21 protein-coding genes are annotated in these 18,597 nt (G+C 68.3%); 9 read left to right on the forward strand and 12 right to left on the reverse strand.

From position 1 onward, the window contains the following. The first annotated feature begins 1 nt into the window (after nucleotide 1). Entirely contained in the window at nucleotides 2-1,303 is a 1,302-nt protein-coding gene (locus QRN63_RS23280) for a chloride channel protein (RefSeq protein WP_285033374.1), read from the forward strand. On the opposite strand, the gene QRN63_RS23285 is transcribed toward QRN63_RS23280, so the two are convergent. Continuing rightward, the gene (locus QRN63_RS23285) at nucleotides 1,290-3,194 is read right to left on the reverse strand and encodes an ABC transporter family substrate-binding protein (protein ID WP_285033375.1); all 1,905 of its coding nucleotides are present in this window, start codon (nucleotides 3,192-3,194) and stop codon (nucleotides 1,290-1,292) included. The genes QRN63_RS23280 and QRN63_RS23285 overlap by 14 nt on opposite strands. A gap of 64 nt (nucleotides 3,195-3,258) precedes the next feature. Here QRN63_RS23285 and QRN63_RS23290 point away from each other — a divergent pair, with 64 nt between their 5' ends. Next, nucleotides 3,259-4,128 carry a hypothetical protein gene (locus QRN63_RS23290; RefSeq protein ID WP_267315328.1) on the forward strand — a complete coding sequence of 290 codons (870 nt, stop codon included), beginning with the start codon at nucleotides 3,259-3,261 and terminating at the stop codon, nucleotides 4,126-4,128. A gap of 50 nt (nucleotides 4,129-4,178) precedes the next feature. Here the strand turns inward: QRN63_RS23290 and typA are convergent, their stop codons facing one another. Beyond that, nucleotides 4,179-6,086: a translational GTPase TypA gene (gene typA, locus QRN63_RS23295; protein ID WP_267315329.1), complete on the reverse strand. Its 1,908-nt coding sequence runs from the start codon at nucleotides 6,084-6,086 to the stop codon at nucleotides 4,179-4,181. Between the two features lie 68 nt (nucleotides 6,087-6,154). On the opposite strand from typA, the gene QRN63_RS23300 reads away from it, so the two are divergent. Beyond that, the gene (locus tag QRN63_RS23300) at nucleotides 6,155-6,322 is read left to right on the forward strand and encodes a hypothetical protein (RefSeq protein ID WP_165605901.1); all 168 of its coding nucleotides are present in this window, start codon (nucleotides 6,155-6,157) and stop codon (nucleotides 6,320-6,322) included. Between the two features lie 93 nt (nucleotides 6,323-6,415). Then, a complete protein-coding gene (locus QRN63_RS23305; RefSeq protein WP_267315330.1) occupies nucleotides 6,416-6,688 on the forward strand; it encodes a hypothetical protein in 273 nt (90 codons plus the stop codon). Here QRN63_RS23305 and QRN63_RS23310 read toward each other — a convergent pair. Both QRN63_RS23310 and QRN63_RS23315 read right to left on the reverse strand, forming a co-directional pair. Next, complete coding sequence (locus QRN63_RS23310) at nucleotides 6,682-7,080, reverse strand: (deoxy)nucleoside triphosphate pyrophosphohydrolase (RefSeq protein WP_285033401.1); 399 nt, start codon at nucleotides 7,078-7,080, stop codon at nucleotides 6,682-6,684. The genes QRN63_RS23305 and QRN63_RS23310 overlap by 7 nt on opposite strands. 63 nt (nucleotides 7,081-7,143) lie before the next feature. Then, the gene (locus QRN63_RS23315; protein ID WP_285033376.1) at nucleotides 7,144-8,637 is read right to left on the reverse strand and encodes an eCIS core domain-containing protein; all 1,494 of its coding nucleotides are present in this window, start codon (nucleotides 8,635-8,637) and stop codon (nucleotides 7,144-7,146) included. Nucleotides 8,638-9,016: 379 nt separating this feature from the next. On the opposite strand from QRN63_RS23315, the gene QRN63_RS23320 reads away from it, so the two are divergent. Further along, nucleotides 9,017-9,292 (forward strand): 4a-hydroxytetrahydrobiopterin dehydratase, encoded by a 276-nt coding sequence (locus QRN63_RS23320; RefSeq protein WP_285033377.1) that lies wholly within the window; start codon nucleotides 9,017-9,019, stop codon nucleotides 9,290-9,292. On the opposite strand, the gene QRN63_RS23325 is transcribed toward QRN63_RS23320, so the two are convergent. Then, nucleotides 9,273-10,517, reverse strand: a complete 1,245-nt coding sequence (locus QRN63_RS23325; protein ID WP_502888180.1) for a mannosyltransferase — start codon at nucleotides 10,515-10,517, stop codon at nucleotides 9,273-9,275. The two genes, QRN63_RS23320 and QRN63_RS23325, sit on opposite strands and share 20 nt — an antisense overlap. A gap of 87 nt (nucleotides 10,518-10,604) precedes the next feature. Between QRN63_RS23325 and QRN63_RS23330 the strand changes: the two genes are divergently transcribed. Continuing rightward, complete coding sequence (locus QRN63_RS23330; RefSeq protein WP_267315334.1) at nucleotides 10,605-11,387, forward strand: hypothetical protein; 783 nt, start codon at nucleotides 10,605-10,607, stop codon at nucleotides 11,385-11,387. Nucleotides 11,388-11,427: 40 nt separating this feature from the next. Further along, nucleotides 11,428-12,450 (forward strand): Rv1157c family protein, encoded by a 1,023-nt coding sequence (locus QRN63_RS23335; protein WP_285033379.1) that lies wholly within the window; start codon nucleotides 11,428-11,430, stop codon nucleotides 12,448-12,450. Nucleotides 12,451-12,502: 52 nt separating this feature from the next. Here QRN63_RS23335 and QRN63_RS23340 read toward each other — a convergent pair whose 3' ends face one another. From QRN63_RS23340 to QRN63_RS23360, 5 genes are all read right to left on the reverse strand, one after another. After that, entirely contained in the window at nucleotides 12,503-13,243 is a 741-nt protein-coding gene (locus QRN63_RS23340) for an SDR family NAD(P)-dependent oxidoreductase (protein ID WP_267315336.1), read from the reverse strand. 62 nt (nucleotides 13,244-13,305) lie between these two features. Continuing rightward, nucleotides 13,306-13,668 (reverse strand): nuclear transport factor 2 family protein, encoded by a 363-nt coding sequence (locus QRN63_RS23345; RefSeq protein WP_285033380.1) that lies wholly within the window; start codon nucleotides 13,666-13,668, stop codon nucleotides 13,306-13,308. Between the two features lie 39 nt (nucleotides 13,669-13,707). Further along, the gene (locus QRN63_RS23350; protein WP_285033402.1) at nucleotides 13,708-14,136 is read right to left on the reverse strand and encodes a MarR family winged helix-turn-helix transcriptional regulator; all 429 of its coding nucleotides are present in this window, start codon (nucleotides 14,134-14,136) and stop codon (nucleotides 13,708-13,710) included. 100 nt (nucleotides 14,137-14,236) lie between these two features. Further along, nucleotides 14,237-15,661, reverse strand: coding sequence for a CYTH and CHAD domain-containing protein (locus tag QRN63_RS23355; protein WP_285033403.1), 1,425 nt, complete (start codon nucleotides 15,659-15,661; stop codon nucleotides 14,237-14,239). A gap of 114 nt (nucleotides 15,662-15,775) precedes the next feature. Beyond that, the gene (locus tag QRN63_RS23360) at nucleotides 15,776-15,925 is read right to left on the reverse strand and encodes a DUF1059 domain-containing protein (RefSeq protein WP_064859942.1); all 150 of its coding nucleotides are present in this window, start codon (nucleotides 15,923-15,925) and stop codon (nucleotides 15,776-15,778) included. A 33-nt stretch (nucleotides 15,926-15,958) separates the two neighbouring features. Between QRN63_RS23360 and QRN63_RS23365 the strand changes: the two genes are divergently transcribed. Further along, nucleotides 15,959-16,621 (forward strand): nitroreductase family protein, encoded by a 663-nt coding sequence (locus tag QRN63_RS23365; protein ID WP_267315338.1) that lies wholly within the window; start codon nucleotides 15,959-15,961, stop codon nucleotides 16,619-16,621. A gap of 70 nt (nucleotides 16,622-16,691) precedes the next feature. Here the strand turns inward: QRN63_RS23365 and QRN63_RS23370 are convergent, their stop codons facing one another. Beyond that, complete coding sequence (locus QRN63_RS23370; protein WP_285033381.1) at nucleotides 16,692-17,276, reverse strand: HhH-GPD-type base excision DNA repair protein; 585 nt, start codon at nucleotides 17,274-17,276, stop codon at nucleotides 16,692-16,694. Between the two features lie 120 nt (nucleotides 17,277-17,396). Between QRN63_RS23370 and QRN63_RS23375 the strand changes: the two genes are divergently transcribed. After that, a complete protein-coding gene (locus QRN63_RS23375; protein ID WP_267315340.1) occupies nucleotides 17,397-17,693 on the forward strand; it encodes a DUF732 domain-containing protein in 297 nt (98 codons plus the stop codon). Between the two features lie 6 nt (nucleotides 17,694-17,699). On the opposite strand, the gene QRN63_RS23380 is transcribed toward QRN63_RS23375, so the two are convergent. Next, nucleotides 17,700-18,578 carry a dihydrodipicolinate synthase family protein gene (locus QRN63_RS23380; protein WP_267315341.1) on the reverse strand — a complete coding sequence of 293 codons (879 nt, stop codon included), beginning with the start codon at nucleotides 18,576-18,578 and terminating at the stop codon, nucleotides 17,700-17,702. Between the last annotated feature and the right edge of the window lie 19 nt (nucleotides 18,579-18,597).

An 18,597-nucleotide genomic window follows, 5' to 3' on the forward strand; every position in this document is an offset into this window, starting at 1 on the left:
AGTGACGCGACGCGCGCTCGAGTTCGGCAGTGCGGTGCTGCTCACCGGTCTGCTCGCCGGGGTCGCCGGGGCGGCAACGGTCTCGCTGCTGCATGCCGTCGAACACCTCGCCTACCACTATTCGTACGGGCTCCTCCTCGACGGCATCGGCGCCAGTTCGCCGGTGCGGCGCGCGCTGGCGCCGGCGATCGGCGGGGCGCTGGCGGGACTCGGCTGGTGGATCCTGCGCCGCCGCAACGGGACTCCGTCACTGTCGGCGACCATCGCCGGCAAGAAGCCGATGCAGCATCTGCCGATGGCGGCCGACGCCGCGCTGCAGGCGCTGGCCGTCGGTACCGGTGCATCGCTCGGCCGGGAGACGGCGCCGCGCCAATTGGCCGCGGTGCTCAGCAGTTACGGGACGACGTGGCTCGGGCGGCTCACGTCGTCGACGCTCGGGACGCTGACGGCCCGCGACCGCGAGATTCTGCTGTCCTGCGCCGCGGGCGCCGGCCTGGGCGCGGTGTACAGCGTCCCGCTGGGCGGGGCCTTCTTCGCCGCGCGCGTCATGATGGGCACCTGGCATCCCAAGGTCGTCGGCACGGCGCTCATCACGTCGAGCCTGGCGGTCGCGGTGTCGCATCCGGTCACCCATTTCGAGCGTGACCTGATCTGGCCGGATCCGGCACTGTCGTACCAATTCACCATGCTGGCGTTGGCCATCGCACCGCTCTCGGTGGTGATCGGCCTGATCTTCAACAAGCTGATGGCCGTCGCGGGTCCCAAGCCGCAGCTGACCTCCTGGGTGCTCATCCCGGGCGTCGCGCTGGCCGGGCTGGTGACCGGCATCTGCTCGATCTACCGGCCCGAGTTGCCGGGCAATGGCCGCAGCGTGCTGATCGTCAGCGTCGACGCGCAACTGAGTCTCGCCGCCGCAGCGGTTCTCCTGGTCCTCAAACCACTGCTCACCGCGCTGTATCTGCGGGTCGGCGCGGTCGGCGGACTGATCACCCCGGCGCTGGCCACCGGCGCGGCCGCGGGCACCGTCGCGACGTTCACCCTCAACCGCCTGGCCGATACGAACCTGCACGTACCCGCCGTGGCCCTGACGTGTGCGGCAGGCGTCCTCGCGATCACCCAGCGGGCGCCGGCCTTCGCGGCGCTGTTCGTCTGGGAACTGGCGCATCCGCCAATCTGGCTGCTGCTGGTTTTCGCGGTGGCCGCCTACGCGTCGCACGGCATCCGGCTGTTGCGGGAACAGTCAGCTACCCGCGCGAAAGCTCCTGAGCCACAGCCGACTCGCCCACAGCTCAGGGAACCTTGACCCACTTACCGGCGTCGCCCACGATCCCGACCGGGACGGCGCCGGTGAGGCTGACGTTCTGCACCGTCGGCCCGGCGGCGACGATGGTGGTGTCCTGCAGTATCGGCAGCACCGTCTCCATCGCCCAGAGCTTGGGCTCCAGCTCGTTGAGCACGTCGGAGATCTTCTCGGTGCCGGCCAGCGCCGCGTCGATCCTGGGCTGAATCGCGTGGTCGCAGATGCCGGTCAAGTTACTGGGCGCCTGCACCAACTGATCGCCGCCGAGCGGCTTGGGCAGCGGGATGGTCGGCGCCGTGGACGTCACCGACGGCGTCGATGGCTGGGGCACAGCGGTTTTCGACGTCGACGTCGGCTGCCCTGTGGGCGCCGGGGGCGTGGCGGTGGAGACCGCCGTCGCGTCCAATCCCGGGCAGCCGTAGCGCGATGCCAGCACCGTCGCCAGATCGCCGCCGGCATGACGCCAGCCGACGATCGCGTCGACCCGGTCCAGACCCTCGGCGTACAGGGCGACGGGATCCATGGCCAGCACGGTGGCCTCGATGCCGACGCTGCGCAGTTGGTCGGCGGCCGTGTTCGCGACCGCGACCGCCGTCGGATCGTTGGCGGCGACACCGATGGCCAGTCCGAGCGGCTTACCGTCTTTGACCAGCCGATCGTGGCCCGGCGGCGGTGGCGTGCCGGGAGGCGACGGCGGCGCGACGGCAGGCTCGATGTTGTACCCGGCGCGCACCAACAGATCCAGCGCGGCGTTGCGGTCCAGTGCCGGCGGCGCCGTCGGTACGTAGCCGGGGTCCGACGGCGTCCGAATCTGAGCCTGGGCCAGCGTCACGGTGTTGTCGCTGCCCGCGCCGACGGCCGCCAGCAGGCCGACATCGAGGAGACCCAGCAGGGCCTTGCGGACCTGGACATCGGTCAGTCCAGGCCGCTGCGCGCGCAGCGTCAGCTGCATGACCCTCGGGGTGACGATCCGCGCCGTCCGCACGCCCGGAATGGCCGCGAGTTGCGCGAACGTCGCCTGCCCGCCGTGCACCTGGGCCACCTGTGTGTCGCGGTTGCGGATCGAATCCGCAAGGGCGGCAGGCGATCCGCCGCGCCGGAACAGCACCTGGTCGGGCACCGAGGGCACGCTCCAGTAGCGGTCGTTGCGCGCCAGCAGGATTTCGTCGCGCTGCGGGTCGATGCTCTCGACGCGGAACTGACCGCCGGTCACCGGCATGGCCCGCGCCAGTCCGGCGCCGAACCCGCCCGGCACGTCCTTGACGATGTGCGCGGGCAGGATGTTGTTGAACAGTTCCCGCCAGGCCGGGTACGGCCGGGCGAAGGTGACGACGGCCGTCTTGCCGCCGTCGACCGACTGGACACCGGTCACCAGGTCGTAGCCGGCCGGGTCGACGACGCCGGGCTGACTGACCATCTGACGCCACTGGTACCAGTAGTCGTCGGCGGCGATGGGCGCGTTGTCGGTCCACTGCGCCTCGGGACGGATCTTGTACGTGACCGTGAACGGACTCTGGTTGGTCACTTCGGCCGACAACAGCAGCGACGGGTCGAGTTCCCAGCGCGACCCCGACGGCGACGCCGGATCGGCAATGGGCCGGAACGAGCTCGGCAGGACCAGCGCCGAGACCGCCGCGTTGACGGGCGACTGGTCAGACTGCAGATGCGGGTTGAACCCGGGGCCGATCCAGTCGATGGCCATGATGATCTGGCTCATCTTCGGCGGCGGTGGGACGACGGTCTTGGTCGTCTCGGTGCTGCGCGGCGCCGGGGGCGGGCTGACGGTGCAGCCCGCGAGTGCCAGGACCGACACCAGTGCGCCGGTCGTCATCAGCTGGCGGCGGGCGGTCGGCACGCCGTTCAGGGTATCGGCAGGGTGACGCCGAACCACCATCCGAGGGCCCCGCGGCAAATCCCCGTCGCTCCGCTCGCCACAGATGTGGTCCACAATCTCCGGTATGGGCCTGCTGCCGAAGCCGTACACCCCGCTGTCCGATGCCGACGTCGCCGACGCGCTGAGCCGCGCCGTCGCCGTCATCAACCCATTGCTCAATGTGCTGTCCCAAGCCGATCCGATCGGGCTGCGCAGGCGCACCCACCGGCTGTTGCGCCCGCCGCGCGGGCTGGGCGACCTGGTCCGCCGGCTGCGGGTCGGGCACCGCCGCGCCGAGGCCGGCCGCAGCCCGAGCACCGCCGACCGCGCGCTGAACGCGGGCGCCCACCTGATGAACGCCGCCGACCTGCCCGGCACCGCCGCCTGGGAGCGGCTGAGCCGCGACGAACGCATCCACTGGTGGGTGCACCGCGTCGGCGCGCTGAACACATTGCTGGTGGCCACGCCGGGCGCGTTCGGCGTGCTGGCCCGGGTGCTGCCGGTGAGCGAGTTGGCCGGGTTCGTCAACCACGCCATCGTGTTGTGCGCGGTGGCCCGCGAGTACGGCGTCACCGATCAGCGCGAGCAGGTCCGCCTGCTCGCCGCGGTGTTGTGCCGACGGCAGCTGCCCGCGGACTACCTCGACAACTTGAGCGTGCCGTCCGCCGATTCCGAAACGCTGCCCGAAACCCCGCCGGACGGCTGGAAGCCCCTGGAGGCCGTCACGTCGTCGCTGCCGGTCGTCGTCGTCAAGAGCATCTGGCAGCTGGCCGGCATCCTGCGCGCGACGTTCGAGGAGATCGCCAAGCGGCCGCAGCCGAACAAGTGGTGGCAGCGCTTGAGCGCGCTGCCGTGGGTCGGCGCGGTGTCGACGTACTTCGGTGAGCGCGGTGCGCTGATCAAGGCGGCCGACGAGGGTGTCGCCTGGCTGGACCAAAACCAGAAGGCCGGCTAGCACACGTCGCGAAAATGCGTGCGGTAACCGGCCTTTCGGTGTGGTGAGAGTTAGTTGCGGGCCTTCTCGCGGGCCTTGGCGCGGGCACGCAGGCTGGCGGTCAGCTCGACCTTGCGCACGCGCACGACCTCGGGGGTCACCTCGACGCACTCGTCCTCGGCGCAGAACTCCATGGCCTGTTCCAGGCCGAGCTCCAGCGGCCGCGCCAGCGTCTCCATCACGTCCGCGGTCGAGCTGCGCATGTTCGTCAGCTTCTTCTCACGGGTGATGTTGATGTCGAGGTCCTCGGCGCGCGGGTTGATGCCCACGACCTGGCCTTCATAGGTGTCCTGGCCCGGCTCGACGAAGAACTGGCCGCGATCGGACAGCTGGATCATCGCGAACGGGGTGATGGTGCCGGTCCGGTCGCTGACCAGCGAGCCGGTGTGCCGGGCGCGGATCTCGCCGGCCCAGGGGCGGTAGCCCTCGAACACGGCGTTGGCGATACCGGTGCCGCGGGTCAGCGTCAGGAAGTCGGTGCGGAAGCCGATCAGGCCACGGCTGGGCACGATGAAGTCCATCCGGACCCACCCGGCGGCATGGTTGGTCATCTGCTCCATGCGGCCCTTGCGGGCGGCCATCAGCTGGGTGATGGCGCCGAGGAACTCCTCGGGACAGTCGATGGTCAGCTCTTCGAAGGGCTCGTGCAGCTTGCCGTCGATCTGCCGGGTGACCACCTGCGGCTTGCCGACGGTCATCTCGAAGCCTTCGCGACGCATCTGCTCGACCAGCACGGCCAGCGCCAGCTCACCACGGCCCTGGACCTCCCAGGCATCCGGGCGGCCGATGTCGACGACGCGGATCGACACGTTACCGACGAGCTCGGAATCCAAGCGGGACTTGACCATTCGGGCCGTCAGCTTGTGGCCGGACACCTTGCCCGCCAGCGGCGAGCTGTTGGTGCCGATGGTCACCGAGATGGCGGGCTCGTCGACGGTGATGCGCGGCAGGGCGTGCGCATGCTCGGGGTCGGCGAGGGTGTCGCCGATCATGATCTCCGGCATACCCGCGACGGCGACGATGTCGCCGGCGACGGCCTCGGTGGTCGGGGTGCGCTCGACGCCGACGGTGACCAGCAGTTCGGTGATCTTGCCGGAGGTGATGACGGGTGCGCCGTCGACCTCACGCATCCAGGCCACCTGCTGGCCCTTCTTGAGCTTGCCCTTGTAGATCCGGACCAGCGCCAGACGACCGAGGAAGGCCGACGCGTCGAGGTTGGTGACGAGCGCCTGCAGCGGCGCGTCCGGGTCACCCTTGGGCGCCGGGATGTGCTCGAGCAGCACGTCGAACAGCGGGTCCAGGTTCTCGCTGTCGGGCACCTCACCGTTGGCGGGCTGGACGGTCGAAGCGACGCCGGCACGACCCGAGGCGTACAGGGTCGGCAGGTCGAGCGCCTTCTCGGCGGCAGCCTGGGCTTCCTCGTCCAAGTCAGAAGCGACGTCGAGCAGCAGGTCGTGGCTCTCCTCGACGACCTCGGCGATGCGGGCGTCGGGCCGGTCGGTCTTGTTCACCACGAGGATGACGGGCAGGTGCGCAGCCAGGGCCTTGCGCAGCACGAAGCGGGTCTGCGGCAGCGGGCCCTCGGAGGCATCGACCAGCAGCACGACGCCGTCGACCATCGACAGACCGCGCTCGACCTCGCCACCGAAGTCGGCGTGGCCCGGGGTGTCGATCACGTTGATGACGGTCACGGAGCCATCGGCGTTGTGCCGGTGCACCGCGGTGTTCTTGGCCAGGATCGTGATGCCCTTTTCCTTCTCAAGGTCACCCGAGTCCATGATGCGTTCGGTCGAGTCGTCGCCCCGGTGGGTCAACGCTCCAGACTGCCGCAGCATGGCATCGACGAGGGTCGTCTTGCCGTGGTCGACGTGTGCGACGATGGCGACATTTCTGAATCCGGCGCTGGCCTGCTCACTCACGCCCAAGATTGTCGCAGCGAGGGGGTCGGTTTGCGAAACTGCGGACGCCCTGGCAAAACTGCTAACCGATGAAGGCCAGCAAGCTCGCCGGGGCTAAACCGAAGAAGAAGTGCTGCCGCAGCAAGCCCCGGTGCAAGCGGTGTCCGCTGGTTCTGCACAAGGTGCAGAAGGCGGCGCACCACGGGGTCCACGGCAAGGATCTCGAGAAGGTTTTCAAGCGCGCCCGCAAGGCTTGATGTAGAGCTATTGACCTGCCTCTTTACTGGTTTCACGAGTACCGTGGAAGCGTCTCGTCAGTTCCAGGGAACCAGCGCGGGGAGGTCGTCATCATGACCATCTACGAAGTGTTGACCGGCGTTGTGGGGTTCGTCCTGGCGCTCGGCGCCACGGCCGCGATATTCGCCGGATTGGCCAATTGGGCAGGCGGCTTCTTCGTGGTGAGGTGTGCTGCGTGTCACCATTTGGCGTTCTCCACGGTCAACAAGCCGAAGACCGATTGCCCGCATTGCAAGTACCCCGCGCTGCTGCACCCGCTCTACACCGCGCAGCACGGCACGGCGATGGCGTCTTCGCGCGTTGTCGGCGACAAGCTGCGCTACTGAGTCGGGCTCTTGGTCAGCGTGGCCTTCAGCTCTGAGAGCCACGCGCGGTCCGCGGGCACCCAGGGCAGGTCGTCGAGTTCGGCCGCGCCCACCCAGCGCACGGCGTGGTGATCGTGGGCGTGGGGCGCGTCGTCGGTCGACACCCGATACGCCCGCAACGTGACGGTGTCGGACAACGGCACGTCCTCGCCCACTTTTTCCCCGACGGTCACCAGGACGCCGAGTTCTTCATGGAGTTCGCGGGCCAGCGCCTGCGCGTCGGTCTCCCCCGGCGCGACCTTCCCGCCGGGCAGCTCCCACAGGCCGGCAAGCTCCGGCGGCCGATTGCGCTGAGCAACGAGCAGCCTGGCGTCGGCGATCAGGGCTCCGGCGACGACGATCACGTCGGTCAGATTACTTGTTCGCCGAGCGCCAGAACGTGCGCGATTCGTCCGTCTCAGGACTTTGGCACAGGATCAATGGGGCAACAGATTGTCGACGTGACGCTGGTTGATCTCCACTTCGCCGGTGCAGAGATCGACAAGGTTTCCCGTCACCCGGTGCGGCATCATCAAGGATCGATCTTCCGCCTTCCCGGGTGTTCCGAGGTATTCCGGAGTCACGGTGTACGCGTAGCAGTGCGTTGGGTTCGTGGCCGCGATCTCGGCGGCTTCGCCCTCGAACTCATGGAACATCCGTAGATTGGCGCCCTGATCCATCGTGACCAGGTTTCTCGGCTCTGAGCCGGATCCGCCGAGAGTGGCCGCCAGCAGATGTGCTCGTGCCTGGTTGACCACGCCGCCGGTCCAGCCAGGCGGACGGATCGACTGATCCGCCTCTGTGCCTTGGTCGGGCATGCCTTTCAGCAGGGCCTTGATGCCACGCGGTCGCTGGAAGTCGTCCAACGCCCCGTAATCGGCCGTGGTACCGAATCGGACGGCCTTGCACTGCGGACAGTCTTCTTTCTTCTTCGGCTCTGGCTCGGGGGCGGGTGCAGGCTGCGGTTGCGCACCGCCTTGCGGATCGGGCTGGAACTCACCGGGTCCGTACTCTTTCCCGCCGATCGTTACCGGACCCTTCAGCGTCTTGGGCTCCGGCAGCCCGCCCGGAGGAAGCGTGCCGCCGTACTCGTCCAGGTCGTGGTGTTCGTCAATGAGCTTGCAGACGAAATATGTCGCGCCGAGCATTGCGAGCGTGCCGATCGCGACCAGTCCGAGCGCCGCCAATGACACTCCCGCCTCTGCCGCGACGGCAGCGGTGGCTGCGGGGACTACGTCATTGGCCACCGTCACGGTCCCTCTGATCACCACCTGTTCCAGGACGATCTCGGGTACCGGCAGCGGGGTCGCGGGCTGACGCTGAACACGCGGCGCAACCGTCGGATTCGCGCCGGCTGATCGGGCGGCAGTAGCTGTTCGAGCCGGCGAAACGGCGTTCGGCGCAGCACCCTGCTGTACGACGTGGGTCAGCTCGTGTGCCAGCAGCCTTTGCCCGGTGGGAGTTGTTGGTCCGTAGCGCTGATCGGCGAACACGATGTCGTTCCCGACGGTGTACGCCAGCGAGTTCACCTCGCGCGCGGATGCCGCAGCTGCGGCATCTGTGTGTACGCGCACGGTGCTGAAGTCTCTGCCGAAACGCGGTTCGAAGAAGTCGCGGGCGGCGTGGTCGAGGGGTTGTCCAGGTGCGTCGAGAACGTCATACACCGTCGGCGGAGCATCGGCGTGCGACGGTGCCGGCAGCTCCGCCGGCGCCTTCTGAATTCGGCCGTTGCCCGCCTCTTCCTCTTCGCACTCAACGCATTTGCGCGAAATCTGCGGCGGCGCGAAACCGACCTGCAGGTTCGGGTCGGCCGTCCGCATGACCTGTTCGGCGACCCGATCAGCTTCCTGCTCGAAGGTATCGCCGACGGGCCCGATGGCAAGCTTGGCCTGCAGCCGTGACGGCGCATCGAGGGTGCGCCGGACCGGCACGTCAGTACCGTGCTGAGTAGAAGACTTCCAGGTCGCGGGAATCCTCGAGGGAGGTATCCGCGGGCTTGCTGCTCGATCGGTGCGCGTTGGCCAGGGCGCCACGCTGGCGGATTCGTTGTGCTGCCCGACCGCGCCACTGCGAGCGGATGCGTGGTGGGCATCGGAGTGGGCAGCTTTGTCGGCGTTCCGGCTATGAACAGGGTGTACCGCAAGTGCCATCGGGGTTCGCCTCCCGCCCGTCTCCCGACTGGGTCAAGGTGGATGTTGCCCGCGCACCGTCACGTCGGCGTCAAACGCCAGCACCGCCACGCATGGGGGTTACGCGGAAATTCGGCACGAATTCCTCGTAATCCCCCACGCTCGCCGGAACAATGGGGTCATGGCTGTCCTCACCGATGAACAAGTAGACGCCGCACTGCCCGAGGGTTGGGAACGAGCCGACGGTGCATTACGCAGGTCCGTGAAGTTCCCGGCGTTCCTCGACGGCATCGATGCCGTCCGCCGGGTCGCGATCCACGCGGAAGCCAAAGACCATCACCCGGACATCGACATCCGTTGGCGGACAGTGACTTTCGCTCTCGTCACGCATTCCGAAGGCGGCATCACCGGCAAGGACGTGGCGATGGCCCAGGACATCAACGGGCTGGTCGTCTAGGCCCGGTTCGTAGGGCCATCCACGCCAGCGTCACCACCGTCAGCACCGGGTAGATCAGCCCCGCCCAGGCCAGGTACCACGGACGGCTGATCACCCAGATCGTCGGCTGCGCGAAACTCAGCAGCCACGGCACCCCGATCAGCAGCAGCACCAGCCAGGTCCAGCGCAGCACCCGCGCGGATCGCAGCGCCGCGAACGGCCCGTGCCACAGCCACATCATCAGCGGGATCAGCCACACCCAGTGGTGGGTCCACGAGATCGGCGAGAACAGCAGCCCGAACAACTGCACCACAAGGAGCGCCCCCAGCCGATCAGGCCGGTCGGGACCGTAGACGGCGCGCCACGCGAACACCGCCAGCACGGCCGTCAGCACCACCGCGATCAGCACCGCGGGCTCGAAACCGGCGTCGTGGCCGACGATGCGTGAGATCGCGCCGCGCCAGGACTGGTTGAACGACGTCGCGACGGGACCGATGCGGTTGGCGTCGCCGAGCAGGTCGGTGAAGTAGTAGAGCGCCTGATCGCGCAGCACCAGCCACGACACCAAGACGGTGCCGGCGAACGTGACGGCCGCGAACACCGCAGCACCCCAGCGGCGGACACCCAGGAAATAGAGCCCCGTCACCGCCGGGGTCAGCTTCACGCCAGCGGCCAGACCGACCAGCAGGCCGGACCACCACCAGCGCGTGCTGTAGACGGCGTAGAGGACGGCCAGCACGAGGACGACGTTGATCTGCCCGTAGTCGAACGTGCTGCGCAGTGGCTCGGTCCAGATGCCGACGCCGGTCCACGCCATGGCCAGCCGGTGCGCGGGATCGGCGGATCCGATGAGCCGCAGGCTGATCCACACCACGCCGTAGAGCGCACCGATGATGCCGACCTGCCAGCAGAACGCCAGCAAACCGAACGGTACGAAGTGCAGTGGGTAGAACAGCACCGCCGCGAACGGCGGGTAGGTGAATGGCAGCGGGAAGTCCGGCGTCTGGTCGGCGTAGACGTAGTCGTACAGCGGGTGACCACTGCCGAAAGATGCCGCGCCGCCGACGTAGACGTGGAGGTCGACGAAGTTGGCTCCGTTGGGCACCAGGTAGGTCCAGGCAAAGCGTGCGGCGACGCTGAGCGCCAGCATCAGTGGCGCCCAGCGGAGGACTGCTCGCGTGGCGGTGTTTATCGCACGACTGTAACGGTCGGTCACCCTTCGCCTTCTGATCAGTAACGGATCCATAAATGCCACACGTGTCACTTGAGTAACACCAGTAACGGCATAGCGTCGGTCCTGACGCACCACGACCGCTCCGGGAGGACCCCCAAAATGCGCACACGTAGCACTGGAAAATTGTTGGCCACCAGCATGATTGCCGCCGCCGGCGCAGTCCCGATGGCGATCGCGCTGAGCGCGGTCGCGGCCGCCGACCCGGCCCCCGCGGCCCCGGCACCCGTCGTGCCCGGCACGCCGCTGGTGAATGAACTCGCCCAGGCTCCGGTCCAGGCGCTGTCGGGTGTCACGCAGGCCCTGACGTCCGGCGCGCCGGCTGCCGCTCCGGCCGCTCCCGCCGCCACCGCGTCGGTGACCCTGCCGCAGAACCTGGTTCCCGGCGCCGCCGCGCCGGCTGCCGCTGCCCCGGCCGCCGCTGCTGCGCCCGCCCCGGCACAGGGCCTGATCCCGTCGGCCAACATCAACCTGCCGCAGATTCCGGGCTCGCCGGTTCCGCTGCCGAAGCAGGTCGCCTTCCCGGGTGACCTGACCTCGCTGCTGCCGGCCGGCACCCCGCTGGCGAACCTCCTGCCGCAGCCGGCGGCTGCCGCCGCACCCGCCGCGACCGCCGCAACCGCCGCGACCTCGCCGCTGACCGCACCGCTCGCCGCCGCAACCGCACCACTGGCCGCGCCGCTCGCTGCCGCTGCTCCGGCTGCCGCTGCTCCGCTGGCCGCCGCCACGGCGCCGCTCGCCGCTCCGGCTGCGACCTCGCCGCTGGCCACCGCACCCGCCGCGGTGGCGGCTGCTGCTCCGGCGGCACAGGCCATCCCGGGTGTCGTGCCGGGACTCATGAGCCTGACCAGCTTGGCGCCGGTCATCACCTCCGGCCTGCCGTGATCCGCAACTAGACAACTGATACGAAACCGGAGAGAGAGTCATGCAATCGAGCAAGCTGTTCGTCGCACTCGGCGCGTCCGTCGCACTCACGATCGGTGTGGCGACCGCCGCGCACGCCGATCCGGCCTCGCCACTGCCGTTGCCGCTGCCCATCGATGGCCTTCAGGCTCCTGGCCTGCCGGCCATGCAGACTCTCGCCCCGGTGATCCAGCAGGCCGCCGCTGACCCGGCGGGCGCCGCGGAGCTGCTGATGGCAGCAGCCCGGGCGTTCGCCGGCAACAAAGGCGCAACGTCGGATTCGAAGAATCTGGCCAACGCCGTGAACCAGTTCGCGGCCGACCCGGCGGCGAACCACGTACCGGCTCCCGGCGCGGTGCCGGGCGCCGAGGCCCATCTGCCCGCCGGCGTCGACCCGGTGCACGCCGTCGGCCCGGTGGCCGAGGCCGCTCCGGCACCGGCCCCCGAGGCTGCGCCCGCGCCCGCCGCGGCCCCTGCTCCGGCGCCCGCTCCGGCTCCGGCTCCTGAAGCTGCTCCGGCCGCTGCCCCGGTCACCCAGGCCGCGGGAACCGTCCCCGCTCCCGAAGCCGCGCCCGCAGCGGCGCCGGCGGCCGCTCCCGAAGCCGCTCCAGCTCCGGCCGGCGCGTTCGGCCCGGGCACGCCGATCACCCAGGACTTCATGTACCCGTCGATCAGCAACGGCTGCCTCGCCGACGGCGGCAACGTCCTGGCGACGGCCATCAGCGTGGCCGGCCCCGCGAAGATTCCCACGCCGGGCCCCGGCCCCGGCCAGACCGCCTACGTGTTCACCGCAGTCGGCACGCCCGGCCCGGCCGCCGAGCAGAAGCTGCCGCTCAACGTCACCTGGGTCAACCTGACCACCGGCAAGTCGGGCAGCGCGACCCTCAAGCCGCAGGCCGACATCAACCCGCAGGGGCCGACGACGCTGACCGCCATCGTCGACACCGGCTCGGGCAGCATCATGTCGACCATCTTCGGTCAGGTGACGACGACCGAGAAGCAGTGCCAGTTCATGCCCACCATCGGGTCGTCGGTGGTGCCGTAACCCGCACTCACCAAATCGGGATGACGCCGGCCGGCGTCATCCCGATTTTGCTTTATAGCTGAATCTGGCCACCGTCGACGGCCAACTCCGCGCCGGTCATGAAGCTGCTCTGGTCCGAGGCCAGGAACAGCACCGCGGATGCGATCTCGTCGGGATGTCCCAGACGTTTCATCGGCACCTGGGCGGCCATGCCGTCGAGCAGATCCTGCTTCTGATCGGCGGGCGCCAGGCCGGTGAGCCCGGGCGTTTCGATCGGTCCGGGAACGATGGTGTTGACCCGGATCTTGCGGTCGGCCAGCTCGGCGGCCCAGGTCCGGCCCAGAGACCGGATCGCGGCCTTGGACGCGGCGTAGAGCCCGAAAGCCGGGACCCCTTCGGACGCTGCGGTGGATCCGGCGAGGATGACCGACGCGCCCTCGTTGAGCAGCGGCAACGTCTTCTGCACGGTGAACACCGTGCCCGCCACGTTGCGGTCGAAGTTGAGCCGGTAGTGCTCCGGCGTCACATCGGCGAGGGTGGCGAAGTCGCCGCCGCCGGCGTTGGCGAAGACGACGTCGAGCCCCTTGCCGTGCTTGGCGATTTCAGCGGCCAGGGTGTCGAGTTCTTCGGGCTTGCTGATGTCGCTCTGCACACCGTGGGCGCCGATGGCTGCGGCGGCCTCGTCGAGCCGGGCACGATCACGGCCGGTGATGAACACGTACGCACCCTCGGCGGCGAGGCGCTTGGCAGTCGCCAGTCCGATGCCTGACGTCCCTCCGGTGACCAGTGCTGTCTTGCCATCGAGCTGTCCCATGACCGTGCTCCATTTCTGTGTGGATTGCGCTTACGCCCGTATCAACTTAGGTGATGTATCACCTATTCCCCGGCGTTCAGGACCGTCCACAACCGGACGATGCGCTCGTCGGCGATCTCGGCGACATCGAAACCCGATGCGACGGTGGCGTCATCGGGGGTACGAACCTCCCACGCCAGGAAGCCCAGGCCGCGGGTCTGCCGGACCGGACCGGCCTTCACGAAATGGAGTCCCGCCAACTTCTCCTGCAGTTCAGCAGCTTTGGTATTCAACTCGTCGCGGCCGACAGTGGTGCCGTCGTCATCGATCCACTCCACATCCTCGGCGTAGGTGTCGACAATCGCGGCCGCCCGGCGCTGCGGATCGCGTTCGTCGAACACGGCCAGCAGATTGGCCTCCATCAGGCGGGTGACAACTTCACTCACTGATCACTCCTTGCACATTAGGTGATAGATCACCTAATACTAGCTCGGCGCCGGCGGGAGCGAACTGTTGTGATCGAGGTTGACGTGGATGTGCTCCAACGCGGCCGTGAACGGCCCGACCAGGTTCTCCGGCAGTGGATCGAAGAACAGCGCGCGTACCAGGTCGACGTGTCCGGGTGCGGCCTCGGTGATCGCGCGCCGACCGTTCGCGGTCAGCACGACGTTGGAGGTGCGGCCGTCCTCGGCACTCGGGCGGCGCTCGGTCAAGCCTCGTTCCTCCATGCGCCGCAGCTGATGTGAGAGCCGGCTGCGCTCCCAGCCGATCTGCGCGGCGAGGTCGCTGACCCGCAGTCCGGCGTCGTTGTCGCCGCTGAGCGCCACCAACACGTCGTAGTCGGCCAGGGACAACCCGGAGTCGGCCTGCAGCTGCCGGTTCATCTCGTAGTTCATCCGCAGCTGCACCCGCATGTAGGCCACCCAGGCCCGCTGCTGTTTCGGCGTGAGCCACCCCCGCTCGGGCGTGTGCCCCACCTTTCTCGGCGTCACGCCCGTCAGTATGCCCGTCGGCTCACAACAACTCTCGCGCCTGCTGTCGGCACTCGCCGGCGATCCGCTGTTCCCGGGCGTACAGCAGGCCGAAGGTGAAACCGTTCTCATCGACCGTCGTGCCACTCGCCAGCGCCATGCGGCGCAACAGGTCAGCCGCGACCACGGTGTCCTGGTGATCGCCCAGAATCGACTGAAACTTCTTGTAATGCTTGACCGTTCGCTTCGTCTGCTTGGCGCCACCGACGTCCTGGCACAGCTCCGCCGCGTATCGGGCGCGTTTGGCGGCCTTCCGGGCGCGGTGCAGCAGCGCGGCGTCACTGTCCTCGACATCGAGCGCCGTGACCAGCCGACGGTCCGCTTTCCGCTGCGCCTTTCGCGCGCGCTTGACGAGTTTTGCGGTGCTCATCTCCGGATCCACGGGCGGCGACGTGCGCCATGACCGCAGCACCGCCATGAGCGCCAGGTAGCGCGGCGAATCCATGGCCTCGGTGACGCGTGCGCGCGCCGGCAGCTCGACCGCTTGCAGATCGGTGCGCACGCGGGCGCGCACCGGACCGAGAATCAATTCCTCCGGTAGCTCGTCGAGCGCTTCGGTGAATCTGCGCTGCTGTACCTGACAATCGCGGACCTCGCCGAGCAGCCCCGCAAACCATCGCAGCTCCTCATCGAGCCGGCCTGGCGCCGACCGATCGAGCATCTTGCCGAACACCCGCAGGGTGCTCCGCAGCCGGCGGATCGCCACCCGCGTGTCGTGGATGGGGTCGCGGCCGCGTCGTAACTCGATGTCGCCCAACACGATCTGGTCGATCTGCGCGTTCACGTACCCGAGCAAGGCACGCGCCCCCGGCGAGGCCGGCTCAACTGAAAGCGCCGACGGCACCACATGGGCGAGCTTCGACGGAAAACGCGACGGCCGGGCACCGGCGGCCGTCAGCCGTTTGACGAGACGCTTCGGAATCGAGGGCGCGTGGGGTCCGAGTTCGACCTCGACCTCACGCCAGGCCAGCAGCCGCTCACCCGCCGACGCCCGCACCGAGTCATCGGCAATCTCGGCATAGAGCTCGCCGGATCGCGATTCGGCGAGCCGGTACCGATTCCGGACCGTATGAATCGTTGCGACACTCGCCAGCGACTTACCGAGACTCACGCCGCCGAGCAGGTCGGCCGCGGCGTCGGGCAATGTCTCGGTGGATGCCCAGTGCAGCTCGACGCGTCCCTCGCCGGCCGGGACCTTCAGCTGCCAGCCCGTGTCATCGTCGCCGCTGCGGCGGCGGAGCTGGACGCGGTGTGCCAGCAGATCACGGTCGGCAGTGTCGTAGTAGTCGCTGGTCAGGTCGACGGTGTCGTGCACAACGTCGGCGTCAGCGATGATGCCGCGAAGATCGGGCAGCTGAAACTCGGCGTCGACGTCCCATTTGCCTTCACGTTCCAGAACCTCGTACATACCCGAGGCATTGCCCTTCGATCGGGCCGTCAAACCCTCGCGACCTGCGTAACCACGCGGACAGCAGCGAGCGTGGCTACCCCCCAACGGCAGCCACGCTCGCTTCTTGTTGGCTCAGTAGGCCATGAAGAGGATCATCTCGCGGTCGTATTCACGGCCGGGGTGCTGCTCGGCGAGATGGGCCTGCGCCTTCTCGACCAGATCGTCCTCGTCGCTGCCGGAAATCGCCTCGCCGCAGGGGCAATTCAAGTGTGTCTTAGCCATACACATCACCTTCCCATACGCATGATGGTCGGTATGGAGATTTACGACGTCATGCGCACGACCGGGGCTGTCCGCAAGTTCAGCGGCGACCCCCTGCCCGACGAGGTGCTCGAGCGCATCCTCGACAACGCGCGCTTCGCCCCGAGCGGTGGCAACCGGCAGGGCGCGCGGGTGATCGCGGTGCGTGACGTCGAAACCCGCAAGAAGCTGGGCGAACTGTCCAAGCCCGGCGCCAGGCAGTACATCGCGCAGATCGCCGCCGGCGAAGGGCCGTGGAACCCGCTGCAGCCCTGCGGGGTTGATCCCGCCGTCGTCGAGGCGACGCAGGTGCCCGACGGCATGGTCACCGGGACGCTGCTGGGCGCCGAGGTGGTGCTCGTGGTGTGTCTGGATCTCGGCGTGGCGGCGGCATTCGATCAGCATCTGGATCGCATCGGCGTGATCAGCGGCGCGTCGATCTACCCGTTCGTGTGGAACATCCTGCTGGCCGCTCGCAACGAGGGTTACGGCGGCGTGCTGACGACCATGGTGGTGGCGCAAGAGCCCAAGGTGCGTGACCTGCTGGGCATCCCCGACAACTACGCGGTGGCGTGCATGCTGCCGCTGGGCAAGCCCGTCAAGCAGGTGACGAAGCTGACCCGCCGTCCGGTGTCGGAGTTCGCGACCCGGGAACGATTCGACGGTCCAGCGCTCTAGTTGCGTCGACCGTGGGGCTTTACGAGAATCGCCAGAATTTCCTCGTAATCCCCCACTCTCGAAAGCGAAATCAGCCCTTGGCGGTTGCTTCTTTGGCGGCCGCTTTCATCTGCTTCTTGTAGGCGCGCACCTGGTCCAGTGAGCCCTTGTCGACGACGTCGGCGACGGACATGTGCGTGCCCTCCTTGCCATAGTCCCCCGCCGCGGCCCGCCAGCCCTCAGGAGTGACGCCGTACTGCTTACCGAGCAGCGCCAGGAAGATCTTGGCCTTCTGTTCGCCGAACCCGGGCAGCGCCTTGAGCCGGCGCAGCACCTCTTTGCCGTCGGGGTCGCCCGTGGTCCACAAGGCCGCGGCATTGCCGTCGTACTCGTCGACGATCACCTGCGACAGGGCCTGGACGCGCTTGGCCATGGATCCCGGAAAGCGGTGCACGGCAGGGGTTTGCGCGAAAAGCTCGGCGAACTTGTCGGGGTTGTGGTCGGCGATCGCCCGGGCATCCAGGCCGCCCATCCGGTCCTCGAGTTTCTTCGGCCCGGCGAACGCCACTTCCATCGGAATCTGTTGATCAAGAAGCATTCCGACCAACAGCGCGAACGGGTTGGACTCGAGCAGTGCGTCGGCGGACGGCTCCTGAACCAGCTGCAGCTTGGACATCACGCCAGTCTAGGACCCCGATCGTCGCACCCCGATTACGACGGTTCAGAGTTCCTGTGTCGGCGCTGTGTGCGAACGTGTAAGCCGATAACCAGTGGACATGCCTGTAGGGGGACGGACATGAGACGTACAGTCGCGGCGCTTTTCGCGGCGCTCGCCGCCGCGGTTGCGCTGGCCGGCGCGGCCGGCGCCATACCGGACCAGGGCACGCCGGAGTTCGACCAATACCTGCAGGGCCTGGAGCGCAACGGCTACAACCTGAACCCCGACACCGCCTGGCGCGTGGCGCACCAGGCGTGCATCGGCGGTATCCCCGGCTACATCAATCTGGAACTGGCCGCGCAGGGCGTCATCGGTCCCGGAGCGCAGCAGCGCGTGATGGACGTGGCCCGCAAGTACGCCTGCCCGGTTCAGTAGGCGCTCTCACGCACTGGCCAGCAGTCCTTTGAGTTCCGCGCGACCGTCGTCGTCGAGCGGCAGCAGCGGCGGACGCGGGTCACCGGCGTTGCGCCCCAGCAGATCCAGGCCGGCTTTGACGGTGGTCGGCAGGCCACCTGCGACGATGAAGCGCAGCAGCGGCGCGAGCTCGTCGTAGATCTCCTGTGCGCGGGCCCGGTCACCGCGCCGCACGGCGTCGTACAGATCGAGGCACGGCTGCGGACGCAGATTCGGTGCGGCCGTGCACCATCCGGACGCACCGGCCAGCAGGGCGTCGAGCACCAACGGATTGCTGCCGTTGTAGAACGGCAGCGCCCCGCCGGAGAGCTCCTTGATGCGCAGCATCCGGGTGAGGTCGCCGGTGGATTCCTTGACCATGCGCACGTTGTCGATCTCATTGAACATCCGCACCAGCAGTTCGGGCGCCATGTCGATGCCGCTGGTCGCGGGGTTGTTGTAGACCATGACCGGCAGCTCGACGGCATCCGAGATGCTGGCGTAGTGCTGGAAGATCTCCCGCTCGTTCAGCTTCCAGTACGAGATCGGCAGCACCATCACCGCGTCCGCGCCGGCCTGCTGGGCGTACTGCGCGCGGCGAATGGTGTTGGCAGTGGTCAGATCTGAGGCTCCGACGATGACAGGGACGCGGCCGCCGACGGTGGCCACGGTGGTGTCGACGACGCCGTCGAACTCGTCCTCGGTGAGGTACGCCGATTCGCCGGTGCTGCCCAGCGGTGCGATGGCGTGCGCTCCGGTGCTGACGAGTTGCTCGACGACGGCGGCCAGCGTCTCGGTGTCGACGCTGTCGCCGTCAGCGGTGAACGGGGTGATCGGGTAGGCGATGATGCCGTGGATCTCGGTCATGGGTCAGGTCCTTTCCAGG

The organism is Mycolicibacterium sp. lyk4-40-TYG-92 (assembly GCF_030209435.1).
Lineage (GTDB): Bacteria > Actinomycetota > Actinomycetes > Mycobacteriales > Mycobacteriaceae > Mycobacterium.

Excerpts from the sequence above, each read along its gene's own strand:
- QRN63_RS23285 (WP_285033375.1), bottom strand. The coding sequence starts at position 3,194 with ATGGTGGTTCGGCGTCACCCTGCCGATACCCTGAACGGCGTGCCGACC.
- QRN63_RS23290 (WP_267315328.1), top strand. The coding sequence starts at position 3,259 with ATGGGCCTGCTGCCGAAGCCGTACACCCCGCTGTCCGATGCCGACGTC.
- QRN63_RS23300 (WP_165605901.1), top strand. The coding sequence starts at position 6,155 with ATGAAGGCCAGCAAGCTCGCCGGGGCTAAACCGAAGAAGAAGTGCTGC.
- QRN63_RS23305 (WP_267315330.1), top strand. The coding sequence starts at position 6,416 with ATGACCATCTACGAAGTGTTGACCGGCGTTGTGGGGTTCGTCCTGGCG.
- QRN63_RS23320 (WP_285033377.1), top strand. The coding sequence starts at position 9,017 with ATGGCTGTCCTCACCGATGAACAAGTAGACGCCGCACTGCCCGAGGGT.
- QRN63_RS23325 (WP_502888180.1), bottom strand. The coding sequence starts at position 10,517 with ATGGATCCGTTACTGATCAGAAGGCGAAGGGTGACCGACCGTTACAGT.
- QRN63_RS23330 (WP_267315334.1), top strand. The coding sequence starts at position 10,605 with ATGCGCACACGTAGCACTGGAAAATTGTTGGCCACCAGCATGATTGCC.
- QRN63_RS23335 (WP_285033379.1), top strand. The coding sequence starts at position 11,428 with ATGCAATCGAGCAAGCTGTTCGTCGCACTCGGCGCGTCCGTCGCACTC.
- QRN63_RS23340 (WP_267315336.1), bottom strand. The coding sequence starts at position 13,243 with ATGGGACAGCTCGATGGCAAGACAGCACTGGTCACCGGAGGGACGTCA.
- QRN63_RS23350 (WP_285033402.1), bottom strand. The coding sequence starts at position 14,136 with ATGCGGGTGCAGCTGCGGATGAACTACGAGATGAACCGGCAGCTGCAG.
- QRN63_RS23355 (WP_285033403.1), bottom strand. The coding sequence starts at position 15,661 with ATGTACGAGGTTCTGGAACGTGAAGGCAAATGGGACGTCGACGCCGAG.
- QRN63_RS23360 (WP_064859942.1), bottom strand. The coding sequence starts at position 15,925 with ATGGCTAAGACACACTTGAATTGCCCCTGCGGCGAGGCGATTTCCGGC.
- QRN63_RS23365 (WP_267315338.1), top strand. The coding sequence starts at position 15,959 with ATGGAGATTTACGACGTCATGCGCACGACCGGGGCTGTCCGCAAGTTC.
- QRN63_RS23370 (WP_285033381.1), bottom strand. The coding sequence starts at position 17,276 with ATGTCCAAGCTGCAGCTGGTTCAGGAGCCGTCCGCCGACGCACTGCTC.
- QRN63_RS23375 (WP_267315340.1), top strand. The coding sequence starts at position 17,397 with ATGAGACGTACAGTCGCGGCGCTTTTCGCGGCGCTCGCCGCCGCGGTT.
- QRN63_RS23380 (WP_267315341.1), bottom strand. The coding sequence starts at position 18,578 with ATGACCGAGATCCACGGCATCATCGCCTACCCGATCACCCCGTTCACC.